At 62.3% G+C, this 17,606-nt stretch carries 21 protein-coding genes; 9 read left to right on the top strand and 12 right to left on the bottom strand.

Features of this window, described 5'->3' with window-relative positions:
• The first annotated feature begins 100 nt into the window (after positions 1-100).
• Entirely contained in the window at positions 101-1,387 is a 1,287-nt protein-coding gene (locus J2X76_RS09205) for a D-alanyl-D-alanine carboxypeptidase (protein ID WP_310215207.1), read from the top strand.
• A gap of 52 nt (positions 1,388-1,439) precedes the next feature.
• Here the strand turns inward: J2X76_RS09205 and J2X76_RS09200 are convergent, their stop codons facing one another.
• The 8 genes from J2X76_RS09200 to J2X76_RS09165 form a co-directional block, all read right to left on the bottom strand.
• Entirely contained in the window at positions 1,440-1,868 is a 429-nt protein-coding gene (locus J2X76_RS09200; protein WP_310215205.1) for a glyoxalase/bleomycin resistance/extradiol dioxygenase family protein, read from the bottom strand.
• Between the two features lie 114 nt (positions 1,869-1,982).
• Complete coding sequence (locus J2X76_RS09195) at positions 1,983-2,285, bottom strand: type II toxin-antitoxin system RelE/ParE family toxin (RefSeq protein WP_310215203.1); 303 nt, start codon at positions 2,283-2,285, stop codon at positions 1,983-1,985.
• 3 nt (positions 2,286-2,288) lie between these two features.
• Positions 2,289-2,543 (bottom strand): type II toxin-antitoxin system ParD family antitoxin, encoded by a 255-nt coding sequence (locus J2X76_RS09190; RefSeq protein WP_310215201.1) that lies wholly within the window; start codon positions 2,541-2,543, stop codon positions 2,289-2,291.
• 61 nt (positions 2,544-2,604) lie between these two features.
• Positions 2,605-3,075, bottom strand: a complete 471-nt coding sequence (locus J2X76_RS09185; RefSeq protein ID WP_310215199.1) for a GFA family protein — start codon at positions 3,073-3,075, stop codon at positions 2,605-2,607.
• 47 nt (positions 3,076-3,122) lie between these two features.
• Complete coding sequence (locus J2X76_RS09180; RefSeq protein WP_310215198.1) at positions 3,123-3,830, bottom strand: glutathione S-transferase N-terminal domain-containing protein; 708 nt, start codon at positions 3,828-3,830, stop codon at positions 3,123-3,125.
• A gap of 117 nt (positions 3,831-3,947) precedes the next feature.
• A complete protein-coding gene (locus tag J2X76_RS09175; RefSeq protein ID WP_310215196.1) occupies positions 3,948-4,232 on the bottom strand; it encodes a hypothetical protein in 285 nt (94 codons plus the stop codon).
• Position 4,233: 1 nt separating this feature from the next.
• Positions 4,234-4,485, bottom strand: a complete 252-nt coding sequence (locus J2X76_RS09170; protein ID WP_113126664.1) for a transcriptional regulator — start codon at positions 4,483-4,485, stop codon at positions 4,234-4,236.
• A gap of 131 nt (positions 4,486-4,616) precedes the next feature.
• The gene (locus J2X76_RS09165; RefSeq protein ID WP_310215193.1) at positions 4,617-5,486 is read right to left on the bottom strand and encodes an N-acyl homoserine lactonase family protein; all 870 of its coding nucleotides are present in this window, start codon (positions 5,484-5,486) and stop codon (positions 4,617-4,619) included.
• Between the two features lie 135 nt (positions 5,487-5,621).
• On the opposite strand from J2X76_RS09165, the gene J2X76_RS09160 reads away from it, so the two are divergent.
• The 3 genes from J2X76_RS09160 (at position 5,622) to J2X76_RS09150 (ending at position 8,198) form a co-directional block, all read left to right on the top strand.
• Positions 5,622-6,485, top strand: coding sequence for a helix-turn-helix domain-containing protein (locus J2X76_RS09160; protein ID WP_310215192.1), 864 nt, complete (start codon positions 5,622-5,624; stop codon positions 6,483-6,485).
• A 73-nt stretch (positions 6,486-6,558) separates the two neighbouring features.
• A complete protein-coding gene (locus J2X76_RS09155) occupies positions 6,559-6,948 on the top strand; it encodes a YciI family protein (protein WP_310215189.1) in 390 nt (129 codons plus the stop codon).
• Positions 6,945-8,198 carry an RNA polymerase sigma factor gene (locus tag J2X76_RS09150; protein ID WP_310215186.1) on the top strand — a complete coding sequence of 418 codons (1,254 nt, stop codon included), beginning with the start codon at positions 6,945-6,947 and terminating at the stop codon, positions 8,196-8,198. The genes J2X76_RS09155 and J2X76_RS09150 overlap by 4 nt, the downstream gene beginning before the upstream one ends.
• 189 nt (positions 8,199-8,387) lie before the next feature.
• Here the strand turns inward: J2X76_RS09150 and J2X76_RS09145 are convergent, their stop codons facing one another.
• Entirely contained in the window at positions 8,388-8,687 is a 300-nt protein-coding gene (locus J2X76_RS09145) for a DUF1905 domain-containing protein (protein ID WP_113284101.1), read from the bottom strand.
• 149 nt (positions 8,688-8,836) lie between these two features.
• Here J2X76_RS09145 and J2X76_RS09140 point away from each other — a divergent pair, with 149 nt between their 5' ends.
• On the top strand, positions 8,837-9,307 hold the full coding sequence (locus J2X76_RS09140) for an SRPBCC family protein (protein WP_310215182.1): 471 nt from the start codon (positions 8,837-8,839) through the stop codon (positions 9,305-9,307).
• Between the two features lie 115 nt (positions 9,308-9,422).
• Here the strand turns inward: J2X76_RS09140 and J2X76_RS09135 are convergent, their stop codons facing one another.
• Positions 9,423-10,793 carry a diguanylate cyclase gene (locus tag J2X76_RS09135; RefSeq protein ID WP_310215180.1) on the bottom strand — a complete coding sequence of 457 codons (1,371 nt, stop codon included), beginning with the start codon at positions 10,791-10,793 and terminating at the stop codon, positions 9,423-9,425.
• A 250-nt stretch (positions 10,794-11,043) separates the two neighbouring features.
• Between J2X76_RS09135 and J2X76_RS09130 the strand changes: the two genes are divergently transcribed.
• Together J2X76_RS09130 and map are read left to right on the top strand one after the other, a co-directional pair.
• Positions 11,044-12,087, top strand: a complete 1,044-nt coding sequence (locus J2X76_RS09130; protein WP_310215177.1) for an LLM class flavin-dependent oxidoreductase — start codon at positions 11,044-11,046, stop codon at positions 12,085-12,087.
• Between the two features lie 68 nt (positions 12,088-12,155).
• Entirely contained in the window at positions 12,156-12,911 is a 756-nt protein-coding gene (gene map / locus J2X76_RS09125; protein WP_310215174.1) for a type I methionyl aminopeptidase, read from the top strand.
• 30 nt (positions 12,912-12,941) lie between these two features.
• Here the strand turns inward: map and J2X76_RS09120 are convergent, their stop codons facing one another.
• Positions 12,942-13,157, bottom strand: a complete 216-nt coding sequence (locus tag J2X76_RS09120) for a hypothetical protein (protein ID WP_162732132.1) — start codon at positions 13,155-13,157, stop codon at positions 12,942-12,944.
• A 201-nt stretch (positions 13,158-13,358) separates the two neighbouring features.
• Here J2X76_RS09120 and J2X76_RS09115 point away from each other — a divergent pair, with 201 nt between their 5' ends.
• Positions 13,359-14,546: a YbfB/YjiJ family MFS transporter gene (locus J2X76_RS09115; protein WP_113126675.1), complete on the top strand. Its 1,188-nt coding sequence runs from the start codon at positions 13,359-13,361 to the stop codon at positions 14,544-14,546.
• 129 nt (positions 14,547-14,675) lie between these two features.
• Positions 14,676-15,956 carry a peptide antibiotic transporter SbmA gene (sbmA, locus tag J2X76_RS09110; protein WP_310215169.1) on the top strand — a complete coding sequence of 427 codons (1,281 nt, stop codon included), beginning with the start codon at positions 14,676-14,678 and terminating at the stop codon, positions 15,954-15,956.
• Positions 15,957-16,459: 503 nt separating this feature from the next.
• Here the strand turns inward: sbmA and J2X76_RS09105 are convergent.
• Positions 16,460-17,458 carry a polysaccharide deacetylase gene (locus tag J2X76_RS09105; protein ID WP_310215167.1) on the bottom strand — a complete coding sequence of 333 codons (999 nt, stop codon included), beginning with the start codon at positions 17,456-17,458 and terminating at the stop codon, positions 16,460-16,462.
• Positions 17,459-17,606 lie beyond the last annotated feature (148 nt).

The raw sequence follows: 17,606 nt of genomic DNA, 5'->3' as shown, positions 1-17,606 counted from the left end.
CGATTAACCATTTATCGAAAATTCGAATCAAATGCGAATCGCGTCATTTTCGCACCATGTTCGTTGCCATATCCTCGCCGGCGACTTAGAGAGGGTGGGCATGTTTAAAATTCCTCAGATCTTGGCTTTCCTGTTGGTGCTCGGCGCCTCTCTGGCAATCAGCCGTGTTCCGGCCGAGGCCGGCTACGCCCATTTCATCTATGATGTGAAGAGCGGCAAGGTTCTGGCGTCGGAGAATGCCGACGACATCAACCATCCGGCATCGCTCACCAAGATGATGACGCTCTACATGACCTTCGAGGCGCTGCGCGAGGGGCGGCTCAAATGGGACCAGGACATTCCGATGACGCCAAATGCGGCGTCGAAGATCCCCTCCAAGCTCGGCGTTGCCGCCGGCCGGACGATCACCGTGCGCGAGGCCGTCAACGGCATGATCGTGCGCTCGGCCAATGACGCCGCGGCGACGATGGGGGATTATCTCGGCGGTTCGGAAGACCGTTTCGGCGAAATGATGACCCGGAAGGCCCGGGCGCTCGGCATGAGCCGAACCGTGTTCCGCAACGCGTCCGGCCTGCCGGACGACAGCCAGGTGACGACGGCGCGCGACATGGCGCAGCTGGCGCTGGCGCTGATCCGCGACTTCCCGAGGGAATACCAGTTGTTCTCCGCCAGGAACATGGAGTTCCGCGGCAAGCGCCTGCGCGGCCACAACAACCTCATGTACCGCTATCCGGGCATGGACGGCGTCAAGACCGGCTTCACCAACGCGTCCGGCTACAATATCGCCAGCGCCGTCACCATCGACGGCCGCCGGGTGATCGGCGTGGTGATGGGCGGCAAGTCGGCCCGCAAGCGCGACGACCAGATGGCGGCGCTTCTCGACCGCTACGTGCCGGGCAACAATGCGGCGTCCGGTGGTCTCGTGGCTTTCGAGACCCAGAAGCGGCCCGCTGAAGACACGGTGCCGCTCGCCTTTGCGACGCCTTCGCCGCGCAAGGAAATCACCCTCGGCACCACGCCCAAGGCCGCGCTCGCCAATCTCTATGCGGCGCCTCCGAACGCAGTTCCCCGGACTGCGCCAGTCCCGACCGCCCCATCCCGGGTTGCGTCGTCTCAGGTCATGGCGCCCCAGCAGCCGGCAGGTTCGCTCTGGCGCATCCAGATTGCCGCGGCCGCCAGCCGCGACCAGGCATCCGCGCTGCTCGAAAAGGCGATGCCGTTGCTGACCCAGGGTTATGGCCGCGTTGCACCGAGCGTCGAAAGTTACGCCGATAGCGGCAAGGAAGTGTTCCGCGCGCGCTTCGTCGGCTTTGCAGATGGCGACGCCGCCAGCCGGGCCTGCTCGACCCTGCAGGCCAAGGCGATCACCTGTTTCGTGGTGCGATAGGCCCTTGAAGCCGCCGCCGGATCGCCGGCGGCGTGCTGTTTTCCGGATTCGGTCAGGCCTTCACCGGCGCATTCATCGCCCAGGCGACGCCGAAGGGATCGCGGACCTGGCCGTAGCGGTCGCCCCAGAACATCACCTGCAGCTCCAATTCGACCGTCATTCCCGCATCGACGGCGCGTTTCCACCAGAAGTCGATGTCGTCGACCGGCAGCATCATGGTGAAGGCCTGCGGGGTCTGGAGCGGGTGGCCATACTCCGGATAGGCATCGCCGAGCATCACCGAAGTGCCGTTGATATAGAGATGAACGTGCATGGTGCGGCCCTGGTCATCCACCGGATGAAGGGCCGCGATCTCGGCGCCAAGCGCCTTCTTGTAATATTCGGCAGCCTTCATCGCACCGTCGACCTGAAGATAGGCGACGACCCCGCCGCGTACGGGCGCTACTGCCTGATTGTCGTTTGTCTGGGCATTCGTATCCATGATTTTCCCTCCTGTTCGGATCGTTTTCGTCCATGCCGGACGATACAAGGACGAAGGAGGGATGGGGATGCCGACATTTCGCCGACGTTTTTTACGCAGTTTTGCCGCTTGGGTTCATGTGTCCCATTTGATCCGTCGAAGATCGGCGCTTCCGTCGATGATGCGGACAATGCGAACCGTGTCATCGACGATCGCGTAGAGGGCAAGCCATCTCTCGATCACGAGCATCCGGGCGGATTGAGCGATATCGGAGCGGCCCGGCCCCATCTCAGGGTGGTCCGCCAATCGCAATATACGGGCGTCGATACGCCGGACAACCGCATCGGCCATGGCGAGGCCGCTCTTGTCGGCAATCCAGGACCAGATATCCAGCATATCGTCACGCGCTCGGCTGGAATAAACGACCGCCTTGGCCATGGATCAGGGCTTGCCCGCGCGTCTGTTGCGGCCTTCGGCCTTGATCGAGTTCAAATCCAGCGGGCGGTAGTCGCCACTTTCGATACCTTCGTCCCAGGCCTTTTTCAGACGATCCAGATCGCCGGCCGCATCGTCCTGCTCCTCCAGCAGTCGCAAGGCCTCCTGTACGACCTCGCTCGAGGAGCGGTAGCGTCCAGACGCTATTTTAGATTTCACGAACTCGGCCAGATCGTCCGTCAGCGAAACATGGATGTCCATGGACAGCTCCTTTCCGCGCATGATGGAAGGAGGGCGGGATTTTGACAAGCGATTTCGGAGGTCACTCCCGTTCCGCGAATTCCTTCACCAGGCCCTCATAGGCCTCCATCGGCGGGAAGGTCTCGTAGGAATGGACGGCCGGGGTGGTCGCCCAGGGCAGCTTTTCGGACGTGTAGGTCTCGATGAAGGGCACGAACCATTTGGGGTCGTCGAGCATGGTCGGACGCAGGTTAACGAACCAGTCCATGCCGGCCGGCTTCGTGAACATCCAGCTCTTGCAATGCGGGCAGTGGTAGTGGTGGGCGTCGTCGCCGTGCAGGCCGCCGATCACCGGTTCGCCCTCGGTCACCTCGAACCCTTCAGAGGGGATCGCGGCGGAGAGCGAGAAGGCGCTGGCGCTCATTTTCTGGCAGCCGGTGCAGTGGCAGGCCATGGTCAGGATCGGCGGGGCGCTGATCCTCAGGCGCACCTGTCCGCAACGGCAACTACCCTGCATGGGGAGATCTGGCATGGGGAGAGTAGGTTTGGGCATATTGTCACCTCCATCTCCCCATGAACTAGGGTCGCTACGGTATTTGATCAGGCCGGGCGCTTGGGAATATCCAGGCCGCGCTGTACGGCCGGCCTTGCGAGGCCGCGCTCCAGCCATTGCGGCACGCGCTTCAGCCGGTCGTATTCGACCAGTTCGCCGGCGCCGTAGAAGCCGATCAGGTTGCGCACCCAGCCGAGCATGGAAATGTCGGCGATCGAATATTCGTCGCCCATCACCCAGTCGCGGCCTTCGAGACGGGTTTCGAGCACGCGGATGATGCGGTGGGATTCCCTGGCGTAGCGGTCGCGCGGGCGCTTGTCCTCGATGTCCTTGCCGGCGAACTTGTGGAAGAAGCCGAGCTGGCCGAACATCGGCCCGAGGCCTGCCATCTGGAACATCACCCACTGGATCGTCTCGTAGCGGGTGGCCGGATCGGAGGACAGCAGCTTGCCGGTCTTTTCGGCGAGATAGATCAGGATCGCGCCCGACTCGAACAGCGCCAGCGGCTTGCCGCCTGGGCCGTTCGGATCGAGGATCGCCGGGATCTTGCCGTTCGGGTTGAGCGACAGGTATTCCGGTTCCCAGGTCTCGTCGGCACCGATATTGATGAAATGCGGCTCGTAGGGCAGGCCGATCTCTTCGAGCATGATCGACACCTTCACGCCGTTCGGCGTCGGCGTCGAATAGAGCTGCAGCACGTCCGGGTTCTGGGCGGGCCATCTGGAAGTGATCGGGAAGGCGGCAAGATCGGCCATGGGAATTCCTCGGGAAGTGGATCAGATCTGGAACCGGGGAGCGGAAAGACTCACTCCGAATCCCGTCGAGCGATACTTAGCAAATCATCGGCGAGCCGCACCGGCAAATCCATCCGTTCATGCAAGATGTTGATCACGCCGATGCGGCCGCCGGACAACGTGCGGGACGATATAGTGGCGCTCGTAGCGGCTGAACCAAGCCTCGACGTCGAGGCCGGCCGGAATCGTCAGCGCTGAGGGAAGTTTTCGCCAGAGCACGCGGGTCTCCGACAGCCGCTGGAGATGCCGGTGCAGGCCGAGAATGTAGGCCTCGGCCTGGGCTTCACCCCAGGTTTCCGCCGTCGTTTTCCAGATCACATCCTGGGCGGCATCGGCCGGCGGGTAGAAGAGATAGCCAGCCATCTCATCGCATCTTGTTGCGGCTGATGACGTCCTTCGCGGTCACTTCGACGAATTCGCTCTCCCCGGCGCGCAGGCCGGGCTCCAGATGCCGCTTCAGCCAGTCCCAGGCCTCGTCGTTGCTCTGGATATCCTTGCGGATCAGGGCGCGGATATATTCGCTGGCGTTTTCGTAGAGGCCGTTTTCGCCTGTCTGCTGCCGGATATGGTCCTGCAGCTTGCCGGTGACGCGCACGTGGATGCTTTCCGAGGCCATCTGCAATCCTTTCATCATTGTGATGAGTGTCGCAGATATTGCCAATAAATTCTACAATGGAAATCGTTTTTGCCACCGGCGCGCGAGGCGCGCCGGTGGCAATCCATCGAAACGAAATCAGCAGTCCGTGGTCAGCGGGCGCTGGCCGGGAAGGCCGGCAGCTTGCCGATGTCGCCGGCATCGTGCTGGACGACGAGCCTGGCGTTCAATTCCCGGGCGATCCTGTTCATGCGATCCATCGAGGCGAGGCTTTCGGCGCGATCGATGTTGAAGGGCGGCACGCCGTTATTGGCGATCTGCTCCTCGAAATGCACCACGTCGCCGGAGAGCAGGACCGGTCCGGTCTTCGGCAAGTGGACGAGCAGGGCCGTTTCGCCCTTGGTGTGGCCGGGCATGGACAGCATCATCACCGAACCGTCGCCGAACACGTCACGGTCACCCGCGACCGGGTCGACCTTCGCCTTGCCGTCCATCCAGGGCTGGACGAGCGCCGGCATGACGCCGAAGGGCAGGGGATTTTCATGCAGGCTCTGCCAGTCGCCGGCGCCGATCATCAGCGTCGCCTTCGAGAAGGTCGAGGCCTGGCCGAGATGGTCGAAGTGGTTGTGGCTGATGCCGACAATGCCGATCTGCTCCGGCTTGATGCCGATCTTCTGGAGCTGCGCCGGGATGTCGGCCGTGAGCGACGGGGCGAGCGGCTGGGTCAGGTCCGGCGCCTTGCCGATCAGGGCTGCAGGCAGGCCCGTGTCCCAGAGCATGTAGTCGGCGCCGTGGCGGATCACGTAGCAGCTGTCGGTGAGCGTGCGGGTCTGGCCGGCATAGGCGAACGTGTCGGAAAAGCTCGACAGGTCCTTGACCATGACCGAGCCGCAATCGAGCCGCCAGAGTTCGAGATCGGCTGCGGCACGGGCGGGAGCCGAAAGAGCCAACAGAGCCGCGCCGGCGGCCAGAAGGGATGCGCCGAAGGCGGAAAAGGCGGAAAGGGTAGCGAAGGTCTTCATCAAAAGTCTCCTCGGTTGAAGCCCGCGCCTTCTGCCCGCTTTCCGCCCGCCACCAGGGCCGGATTTTTGCCGGCTTGAGCCCGAAACGCTCACCGGGGATGTTTTTCGTTTCGCATCCTCCGCTATACTGTGCTGATGAACCTGATCCTCGGCCGGCATTTTACAGATCATTCCCGCAGTTTGCTCGACCGCCTGCGCCCGATGGCGGCCGGGCGCCTCAAGCCCGGCATGAACGCCTATGCGGAGCAGCTGTTCATCTATTGCTGTTTCGACCGGGAGAAGGTGAAGGCGCTGGAGCTGGACTGCCCGATGGTCGGCATCGTGCTTCATGGCCAGAAGGAAATCTGGCTCGGTGACAGGACGCAGGTCTTTCCGGCCGGATCCGTATTCGTTCTGCCCGGCGGCGTGGCGATGGACGCGGTCAACATACCGGATGAGACAAACGGCCTCTATGTCGCGCTGAGGCTCGACGTGCCCGACCTGCCGGAAGGCATACCGCCGCTCTCGACGGCCGAGCGATTGCAAGGCGGCGAGGCGGGCAGTTTCGGCGTCCCGCTCGGCGAGGATCTGGTGGAGGCACTCTGCCACGCCGCGACGGCGATTGCCGACGGCGCGGTCGGCGAGACGATCAGGCGGTTGCGCATGGCCGAGGTTCTGGCCCTGCTGCGCCCGCTGCCGGAGGCGCGGGCCCTGTTTCGCCAGAGCCTTTCGGAGGAGGTCGCCTGGCTGATCGCCGCTGCCCCTTCCGAGCCCTGGAGCGTTGCCGGCCTCGCAGCCGAGCTTGGGATCGGCGCCTCGACGCTGCGTCGCCGCCTCTCCGGCGAGGGCGCCTCGTTCCGGTCCATCCTGCGTCGGGAGAGGCTGAAGGCGGGGCAGAACGCTCTATCCTCGGGCGCTTCCAGCATCGCTGCTGCGGAGGCTGCGGGTTATGCCTCGCGGTCGCATTTCTCCCGCCGGTTCCGCGAGACGTTCGGTACCAGCCCGACCGGGCGACGCTGATCCGTCAAAAAATTACTGCACCTTGTCGGCAGCCGCGCTAATCCTTCGTCTTCATTAGGAGAAGGAGCTACGCATGCTTTACGCCATCCTTTGCTACGCCCATGAGGAAACCGTCTTCGCCTGGTCCAAGGAGGAAGAGGATGCCGTCATGGCAAAGCTCATCGAGGTGCAGACGCCTTATGCTGAGGCCGGCAAGCTCGGCCCGGTCGGGCGGCTGATGCCGACCACCGCCGCCACAACCGTGCGCAAGGGCAGGGAGGAGCCGCTGGTGCTCGACGGGCCGTTTGCGGAAACCAAGGAAGTGCTCCTCGGTTTCTACACGCTCGAGGCCGAGACGCTGGAAGAGGCGGTTGCCTTCTCGAAGAAGCTTTCGGCGGTCAATCCCGGCTCCAGTTCCTATGAAATCCGGCCCTTCTACGTCTTCCATCCCGGCGAGATGAAACATAGCGAGACCAAGACATGACAGATATTGCCTGGATCGAGCTTGCCCTGACGGCCGCGCGGCCGCAGGCGCTTGGCGCGCTTCTGCGTTACTTTCGCGATCTCGATACCGCGGAAGAGGCCTTTCAGGAGGCCTGCTTGCGCGCCATCCGGACATGGCCGGACAAGGGGCCGCCCCGCGACCCGACCGCATGGCTGATCTTCGTCGGCCGCAACAGCGGCATCGACGCGGTCCGCAAGCGCTCCAGGAACGATCCATTGCCGGAGGAGGAGGCCTTCTCCGACCTGTCCGACGCCGAAACGGATATCGCCGACCGGCTCGACAATTCCAACTACCGGGACGACATCCTGCGGCTGATGTTCATCTGCTGCCATCCGGACCTTCCGGCGACCCAGCAGATCGCGCTGGCGCTCCGGATCGTCTCGGGCCTCAGCGTCGCGCAGATCGCCCGCGCCTTCCTCGTCGGCGACAGCGCCATGGAACAGCGCATCACCCGGGCCAAGGCGCGCGTCGCCAAGGCCGGCGTGCCCTTTGAGACACCGGGTGCTGCGGAACGGAGCGAGCGCCTCGGCATCGTTTCGGCGATGATCTATCTCGTCTTCAACGAAGGATATTCCGCCGGCATCACCAATCCCGACAGCGCCGCGTTCTGCGACGAGGCGATCCGGCTTGGCCGGCTGCTCTTGCGCATCTTCCCGGGCGAGCCGGAGATCATGGGATTGCTGGCGCTGATGCTGCTGCAACATTCGCGCGCCGGGACACGCATCGACGCCCAAGGCCAGATCGTGCTTCTGGAGGACCAGGACCGAAGCCGCTGGGACCGCAAGCTGATCAACGAGGCGCTGGCCCTGCTCGACAAGGCGATCCGCCACCGCAAGCCCGGCCCTTATCAGGTCCAGGCGGCGATCTCGGCGCTGCACGCCCGGGCGGCGACGCCGAAGGATACCGACTGGCAGGAGATCACCATGCTTTATGACCTTCTGGAACACATCCAGCCGTCGCCGGTGGTCACGCTCAACAAGGCGGTTGCGGTCTCCAAGCTCGAAGGGCCGGAGGCGGCGCTCGCCATGATCGCGCCGCTGGCCGAAAAGCTCGACGGCTATTTCTATTTCCACGGGGTCAAGGGCGGGCTGATGCTGCAGGCCGGCCGGAAGAGCGAAGCCCGGCAGGCCTTCGACCGGGCGATCGCGCTCGCCAATTCGCCGGCCGAATGCGCCCATATCCGGATGCAGATCGACAAGCTCGGCGCGGTGACGCCGCCGGCGGTGTAGGTGGACAATCAAATCAATGCCTGGGGCAATTGCCCCTCACCCTAACCCTCTCCCCGCAGGCGGGGAGAGGGGACGTGCCCTCAGTAGCGCTTGAGAAGGACGGAGACGGTGTGATCCTGCGTCCTTCTCCCCGTCGAGACGGGGAGAAGGTGGCGGCAGCCGGATGAGGGGCTTTCCCGACCGATGCCGCTACTGCCGCGGTGGCCTTAACGTCATCTCCACGGCAATCGTATCGCCGGCCGTAATTCCGGTCTTTTTCCGCACGGCGTCCTTCAAAGGCAGAAGATAGGTCTCGTCCTTGGGAAACAGCGACGTGTAGAACGTGACGCCGCCGACCGTCGCGTCGACCGGGATGACGCCCCACCCGTAGCTCAGAAGTTTTGACAGCCGCCTGATGTCCTCGGCCTGGTTCAAGGGAAGCGGTGCGAAGAAGAAGGGCGAGGGGCCGCGCCAATGGATGACTTCGGCCTCGAACCTGAACTGGGTCATCATTCCTCCTCCGACGCCGGTGATCCGTCTCGCCATATTTGCCCGATCGCCCGAAAAAATTCCATGACACGTGTCGGATATCGTCCCGGCCAAACGTCCTAGATTCAGCATCGCATGAGATGTCTAGTGAAACCCGAGGGAGACAGACAATGACCGCCAATACCGCCAAGCACGCATTGCAGATCGTTCGCGAGATGAACGTGTCGGCCGACAAGCTCTTCAAGGCGTGGACCACGCCGGAACGGATGGGCGAATGGTTCTGCCCGCTGCCGTGGAAGGTGACGGAAGCCCGGATGGATGTGCGCGCCGGCGGCTCCAGCTATATTCTGATGGAAGGCCCGAACGGCGAGAAGATCCCCAATTACGGGATCTACCTGGAAGTGGTGCCGAACAGGAAGCTCGTGTTCACCGATGCCTATACCAGCGCCTGGGTGCCGTCGGAAAAGCCGTTCATGACGGCTGTCGTCGAATTCGAAGACCTCGGCAACGGCCGCACGAAATATACCGCGACGGCCTATCACTGGAGCGAGGAAGACAAGAACGCCCACAATCAGATGGGCTTTACGGTCGGCTGGGGGATCGTCGCCGACCAGCTGGAACAGGTTGCCAAGACTTTCTAGAAACATGCGCCGCCGCCCGAGTCCGGCTCGGGCGGCCTTGCCTTAAAGCGCTTTCGAGATCGATTCAAAAGGCCGGCGGAAGTCCTTGAAAGCGGAATCGAATCCGGTTGCACCGTCACCGGCTGCCGGGACGCCGGATCACCGAGGAACGGGGTTCCTCTTCCGCTGGCTGAGGGATGAGAGCTTCCGGTATCGTCAGGCTCGAATAGACGCGGTTGCGGCCGTTCTTCTTCGCCATGTAGAGAAGCTGGTCGGCGGCGTTGAGCTGGTTGCCGAAGCTCTCGCGCTCCTCCATCTCCATGACGCCGATGGAGATCGTCACCGAAATGCTCTTGTCCAGCACCGCGATGCTGGTCGCCTGGACGCGGGCGCGGATTTGTTCGCAGAACGAATGGGCCTGGAAGGCATTGGTATCCTTCATGTAGATCGCGAACTCCTCGCCGCCGAGGCGGGCCGCGAGATAGCGGTTGCCGGCGGTCATCTCGCTCAGGATGCCGGCAAGCCGCTTCAGGACCTGGTCGCCGGCCTCATGGCCGTAGGTGTCGTTGACGAACTTGAAATGGTCGATGTCGAGGATCGCAACCGCGTCGTTTGCCGGTGCGGGCTTCAGGGCCGGGTTCTTCTCGAAGAAGAAGCGGCGGTTTGCGAGACCGGTCAGATGGTCGCGTTCCGCCAGATAACGCAGCCGCTTGATCTGGGTCAGGGTTTCGACATTGTTGTCGATGCGGCATTGCAGCTCTTCGGGCACGAAGGGACGGTAGATGAAATCCGACGCGCCCGCCTTCAGGAAGCTCGCCGAAAGGCCGCGGTCGGACGAAGACGAAACGCCGATGATGCGCAGCTCGTCCGAAGGCCGGGTGGCGCGAATGCGCCTCGTCAGCTCGTGTCCGTCCATGTCGGGCATGTTGTAGTCGGTGATGACCAGTTCGATCGACGGGTTCTCGGCAAGCATGTTCAATGCCTCCTTGCCGGAAAGCGCTTCGAGGACACGGAAATTCTGCCGCTGCATGATCTCGACCAGACCGGAGCGGGCCCATCTCGCGTCATCGACGACGAGAACGGAAAAGGCGCTGTTGGTCAGGATGCGGTTCACGGTCCTGACGACCGTATCGACCGTCCTGTTGTCGGTCTTGACGATATAGTCGATGATCTTCCGCTCGGTGTAGCGGACGGCGGTCTCCGTCTCGGAGGTCGCCGTGAAGACGATTGTCGGAACCGCATATTCGGCAAGCAGGGCAAGGATCTCGCCGTTGGGCGCGTCAGGCAGGTTGAGGCCGGTCAGCGCCAGGGTGAACTTCTGCCCCGCCAGCAGCATGCGAGCCTGTTCCAGGCTCGCGCAGCAGAAGGTCCTGCCGGCCGTCTCCCGCTCCAGCCGCTGCCGCAGCAGAGCCGAAAGGGCGGCGGAATCCTCCACGATGAGAATGTCATTCGATGATTGCAGGTTCGGAGCGCCCGAGTCCGGCCGATTTCCGGTGCTGTCATCCATTCGATTTGCCTAAACCGTTGTTCCTGTTGGCCGGGGAGATTATCGCGGAGGGATTACCATTCTCTTAGGCCTTAAACCTATGTTTGTGCCCAAAATCTCGCAGTCCCGTGCGGGTTGCCAAGCCGTGGGCCGGCGATTGCCTGTGACCCACACCTATCCATTCCGTCGAACGATGCCTTCGAAAGAATAGCATTTGCGCCTGATATGCCGAATAACTATCTGACGGGCATCAACGAATGGAATTTGGAAGATGGAACTCGGGCTTCACACTTTTGGCGATGTCGATGCCGCAGCACCGGACAAGGGCGCGGAAGGCGCGAGGCGGATCAAGGATCTCCTGGAGGAGATCGCGCTTGCCGATCAGGTGGGGCTCGACGTCTTCGGGCTCGGCGAACACCACCGTCCGGACTATGTGATCTCGTCGCCTTCGACGGTGCTTGCGGCCGCGGCTGCGATCACCAAGAACATCCGGCTGACCAGTGCCGTCTCGGTTCTGTCGTCCGACGATCCGGTGCGGGTCTTCCAGCAGTTCTCGACGGTCGACCTGATCTCCAACGGCCGGGCGGAGATCATGGCGGGCCGCGGCTCGTTCATCGAATCCTACCCGCTGTTCGGCTACGATCTCGGCGATTATGACGAGCTGTTCGCCGAAAAGCTCGACCTGCTGCTCGCCATCCGCGACGAGGAAGTGGTCACCTGGCAGGGCGAAAAACGCGCGCCGATCAACGGCCGCGGCGTCTATCCGCGTCCGCTGCAGAAGGAGCTGCCGATCTGGATCGCCGTCGGCGGCACGCCGCAATCGGTGGCGCGGGCAGGGGCCATGGGCCTGCCGCTCGCGGTCGCCATCATCGGCGGCGAATATCCGCGCTTCGCGCCCTTCTTCAATCTCTACCGCGAGGCAGCGCGGCGCGCCGGCCAGGATCCGGCAAAACTCAAGACCAGCATCAACGTGCACGGCTTCATCGCCGACACGACGCAGGCCGCCGCCGACCAGTTCTACGGTCCGCAGGCCGAGGTGATGAACCGCATCGGCCGCGAGCGCGGCTGGGGCCCCACCAACCGGGCGCATTTCGACGAGGCGCGATCGAAGCTCGGCAATCTCTTCCTCGGCGAGCCGGAACTGGTGGCCGAAAAGATCGTCGCCGCGCATCAGGTCTTCGGCATGGACCGGTTCCTGCTGCAGATGGCGATCGGCCCGATGCCGCACGCGCAGGTCATGCGCGGCATCGAACTCTACGGCACGAAAGTCGCGCCGCTCGTCAGAAAAGAACTGGGATCGGCAGAAAAGAATTGACGGGCCCGGCCGATGGCGCGAAACCGGCCGCCTGATCGAGTTTCGACGCGTTAGGACGTAAGGCAACCATGGTTATCTCCACCGAGGACGAACTGGCCAAGCTGAAGGATATCGGCAGGCTTTGCGCGCAGGCGATGGAGATGATGGCGAAGTCGCTGGAGCCGGGCATCACCACCCGCGAGCTCGATGCGATCGGCCGCAGGTTCCTCGAGGAGAACGGCGCGCAGTCGGCACCGGAGACCTGCTACCAGTTTCCCGGCGCCACCTGCATCAGCGTCAACGAGGAAGTCGCCCATGGCATTCCGGGCGACCGGGTGATCCAGGCGGGCGATCTCGTCAATATCGACGTGTCGGCGGTCAAGGACGGTTTCTTCGGCGATACGGGCGCCTCCTATGCGGTGCCGCCGGTAAAGCGCGAGATCGAGAAACTCTGCCGCGACGGCCGCCGGGCACTCTGGACCGGGCTGCAGCAGGTGAAGGCGGGCAAGCCGCTGTCCGGGATCGGCAATGCGATCGGCACGTTTGCCAAGAAGAACCGCTATACGCTGATCACCAATCTTTCGAGCCACGGCATCGGGCTGACGCTGCATGACGAGCCGAAGGAAATCCCGACCTGGCCTGACCGCCATGAGACGCGTTCGATGGAGGACGGGCTGGTGTTCACCGTCGAGCCCTTCCTGTCGCTCGGCGCCAACTGGGCCGAGGACGGGGACAACGGCGATCCCTGGACGCTCTACAGCGACCCGAAGGCACCGACGGTACAATACGAGCATACGATCGTCGCGACCCGGAACGGGCCGCTGATCCTCACTCTCGCGGATTGAGCGGAGACCGCTGCCGTACCGGCAGTTGGGTCAGTTGTGTTTGGTGCCGCGCGACGCGGGAGCGACGCGGTCATAGAACGCGTCGGTGCGCTCCGTCTGGAGGTTTCCGAGCATCTGGCGCGTATGGACGCGCGCCGCGCTTTGCAGCAACTGCGCAAAAGCGGCGTAACCGACAGAGTCGGCCTGACGAAGCTGGGCGATCAAGGGATCGACGAGCACTTCGGATAGGGTAAGGTCATGTTCCATGCGCATGCCTCCGCGCCCCGATGGCGATGGTCGAGACATTGTCCCGCATTCATGTCAGCAGCAAGACGGTTTCGTTAATGCGCTGCACCAATTCGTTTCCGCATATGCGCGATCACGTATATATGAACGATCATTCCGCTGCATCGCTGCGATGAAAATTCCTGATTTGCCGCAGTCCGCCCCGGCTGCGATAACCGTCCCATGCTGCAGATCAATACGAGCTATTCCGGCCGCCCCCTCTTGATCGGTTTCGCCGGCTCCATCGCCATGGCGGCGGCAATGGGTTTCGGGCGTTTCGTCTATACGCCGATCCTGCCCGGCATGATGACCGGCATCCCGCTTTCGGCGGCCGATGCGGGTTATATCGCGGCGGGCAATTTCGCCGGTTATCTCGCGGGTGCCATCCTCTCGGCCTATGGCTGGGCGGCCGGGCGCGAACGGCAGGTGGCGCTGGGCGGGCTTCTGGCGACCGCGATCCTGCTCGCCGCCATGGCGGTGACGGAATCCGTCGTCGCTTTCATCGTCATCCGGTTTCTGGCGGGCGTGGCGAGCGCGCTGGCGATGATCTTCACCTCGTCGATCGTGCTGCCCTACGCGGTCGGCCGCGACAATGTGAACGTCCTGCATTTCGGCGGCGTCGGGCTCGGCATCGCTTTGTCCTCGGCGCTGGTCTTCGCCGTCAACGCGATGTCGGGCGCCAATTCGCTCGGTTGGGCGCATGGCTGGCAGCTGAACTGGCTCGCCGGTGCGGCGATCGTGTTCGTGGTGTTCGGCATCGTCGCCCGGATCCTGCCGAGGCAGGCGGTCGGCACCGGTTCGGTGGTCGAGCCGCCGCTTGTCTGGAGCAGGCCGCTGGTGCTGCTCACCGCCTCCTACGGCCTGTTCGGTTTTGGTTACGTGATCACTGCGACCTTCCTCGTCACCATCGCGCGGATGGGGAATGCCGGGCCGATCGTCGAATTCCTCGCCTGGTTCCTGACCGGCTCGGCGGCGGCCGTCTCGCTGATGCTCTGGCGGCCGGTAGTCAACCGTTTCGGGCTTGCCAAGGCCTATGCCGCGGCGCTCGGCCTGCAGACGGTCGGCGTGCTCGGTTCGGTCGCGCTGCCGCCGACATCAGGCGCGATTGCCGGCGGGTTGCTGCTCGGCATCACCTTCATGGTGATCACCGCCTATGGCCTCCAGATCGGCCGGAAACTGTCGCCTGAAAGCCCGCGCCGGGCGCTGGCCTCCGCCACCGCCGCCTTCGGCACCGGCCAGATCATCGGCCCGCTGGTGGCCGGCTGGATCGCTCAGGGGAGCGGCAGTTTCGTCGCCCCGACCCTGATTGCCGCGGCGGCACTCGTGGTCTGCGTTCTCCTCGCACTGCCGGTTGCGCGCAGCGCTTCCTAATAATCCCGTGGTTACAATTGCGTAACAAAGCGGCGCGGCCATTGCCGCCCCCTTGGAACTGCCTTAGTTTCCGGCTCAACAGTCGTTTCCGACATCCCGCCGACTCGAACTCAGGAAAGCCAAAGCTCCGTGTTCCACTCCTTCTTTCCAAAACCGAAACTGTTCTTCATTTCGGCTGCCGTATGGACGATAGTGTGCATCTTCGTCTGGTATGCGGTTGGGCCGCAAATGGGTACTGCGATTGGGCTTCCTCCACTTGCCGCGGGAGAAAAGGCGCCGATCGGCCTGGCTTTCTTCTTCTCTCCAGATAATTTGTGGTTCTATCTTTACTTTACGATTTTCGTTTTGATTTTCGGCATTGCATGGAAGCTGATCGATCGGAATCATCCCTGGTCGAACTGGTCCATCTGGGGATCGGCATTTATTATATTTATAGCTTATTTTGTCGTTCAGATATCAGTCGCCATGAATAATTGGCGCGGCCCATTTTTTGACCTACTGCAGAGGGCATTGGCCAAAGAGCCTGGCATTACCGACGGGCAGTTTTACGATCTGATCCTGCGCTATTTTGAAATAGGTATGGTGAGCGTCGCCCTGAACGTCGTAACCGCATTTTTCACAAACCATTACGTGTTTCGCTGGAGAACGGCGATGAACGATTATTATATGTCGAAGTGGGACAAACTTCGGCATATCGAAGGCGCTTCGCAGCGTGTTCAAGAAGACACGATGCGGTTTGCCAATATTTTGGAAGGCCTAGGCGTTGTTCTCATCAACTCCGTCATGACGTTGGTCGTTTTCCTCCCCATCCTTTTCGAAATGTCGAAGTATGTCAGCGATCTACCGGTCATAGGCGCCATTCCGCACGCCTTGTTCTGGTTGGCGATCGGTTGGTCTCTGTTCGGTACGTTGCTTCTAGCATTTGCTGGCATCAAGTTGCCGGGCTTAAATTTTCGGAATCAACGCGTTGAAGCGGCCTATCGCAAGGAGCTCGTGTATGGCGAGGATCACCAAGATCGCGCCCAACCCGTAACTGTCGGCGAGCTTTTCTCCAACGTGCGGCGTAACTATTTCCGGATGTACTGGCACTATCTTTATTTTAACGTCGCAAGATACGGATACAGTCAGATCGACGCGATATTCCTGCTGTTTATTTTGGTTCCAACATTTGTTGCAGCTAAGATTACGCTTGGGATATGGCAGCAAATATCTACAGCCTTCGGGGAGGTCAGCAACTCGTTCCAGTATCTTGTAAATTACTGGTCGACGATTATCGAGCTTCTGTCGATTCACAAGCGCCTTGTCGCCTTCGAAGCCGCTATCGACGACAAGCCGCTGCCGGAAATCGACCAGCATTATCTGGAGCGGGAAGCTGAGGGCGGGGAGATCGCGGCCGACCGGCCTTACTGATTTTGCGGCAGTTTCAGACAGCACCCTTGGCCGCGCCGGACGTCACTCCGGCGCGGTTTTGGTTTGGGAATGGGGCAGGCGGGGTATTCCAAGAGGTATTGGGTATTCAGGTTTTCCACCTGCCCCGACCGTTTCCTGCAGTTTTGCGGGACTTGTCAGTTCCCGTTGCGCCACGTTCGACAGCCATCACCGAAAACCGGGGTCCGAAAACCCTTGGCGGAGGCCGGTTCGCGAACCCGGTTTCCCATCCGATGACGGGGCGATTATGGGATGGTTTCGGAGAGGCGGGGATGAATGGGGAAGTGAAAGCCGCTAAGGGCTTGATAGAGTTGGGCGGGTTTTTCATGGACGGGAGGAAACGTCCCCGACCTCCTGGCCGGAGGGACGTGATTACGAAGGGTCTTTCGCACCGCCGACGCGGCGCGGCTGGATTCCTGTGACAAGCACAGGAATGAGGGTGGACAGTCGATCTCCGGTTGCTTTTATGCAGCCAGAAGCCGCTCCTACAGCCCCGACGCCACCCGCGGTTTCTCCCGCTCGCGGATCAATCTGATCGCCTCCGAATAACTCACGCAAGCGACGTCCTCCCGGACGCAGACATCCGTCACCAGCCGTTCCATCGCCCGCCAATAGGCGCCGCCGTTCATCTCGACGAAATGCAGGCCGATCTGGAGCGGGATGCGGTCGCCATCGTATTCCTTGTCGAAGGCGGTCTTGAAAGCGGAATAGGCGCGCTCCTCGAATTCGGCGGAACTGCTCGGATTGTCGATGCCGCCGGAATGGCGGATGAAGAGGTTGTAGTCCATGGCGATGATCGGCCGATCGGAGGGGCCTTCCGGAATGAGCGGCAGACCGAAGCGGATGAGGCCGCCCTTCTGCTCCGGCATGGCGGGGCCCTTGGTGACGAGGCTGGCGTCATAACGGATGCCTGCCTGCCTTTCGGCCTCGACCAGGCCGGGGCTGGTGGAGAAATAGGGAGCGCGGAAACCGTTGATGCCGGTTGCGACGAAATCCTTCCAGCCTGCCGGTTCCTCCGATCCTGCGCCCGCCGTCTTCCAGGCATTGGTCAGCACATCGTGAAAGGTGGCGAACTCGGCGGTCCAATCGGCCGCCGTCCAATCCTTGCCGTCGAAATGGCCGCAGGTATGGCTGGAAATATCGTGGCCTTCCAGATGCGCCTGCCAGACATGGCCGAGCCGTTCGCGGGCTTCCGCGGCTGTTTGGGCAAAACCGATATTCGACTTGCCAGGCTTCTCGTGCGGCCCCTGGTAGCTCCTGGCATTGGCCCGTTCGATGACCAGCGTGCAGGAGAGGAAATAGGTGAAATGGCCATTGACGCGTTTGGCGATGTCGCGGCTGCGCTGCCACAACGTGTTGGCGCCGGCACCGTCGAAGGAGACCATGACCAGCTGTTTCGGCTTGCCGGCGGTATTGTCGGCGGCCTCCGCCGCGATCGGGGCTGCAAGGAGGCAGAAGGCGAATGGAAAGGCAAGCGAACGCATCGGGCACCTGAATCATGGCGAAAAGCAGCGGGCTTTGTGACCGCCGAATAAGGCGAAGCTTTGAACGGGTGGGGCGAAACGGCGATTCCCGCCGCAGGACCGTCAGGATGCATTTTCCCCTTACGCCTGCGGTCTTCACAAAACCGGC

Source organism: Neorhizobium sp. 2083 (genome assembly GCF_031455615.1).
Lineage (GTDB): Bacteria > Pseudomonadota > Alphaproteobacteria > Rhizobiales > Rhizobiaceae > Neorhizobium.
This window is presented reverse-complemented; position numbering and strand designations above follow the sequence as displayed.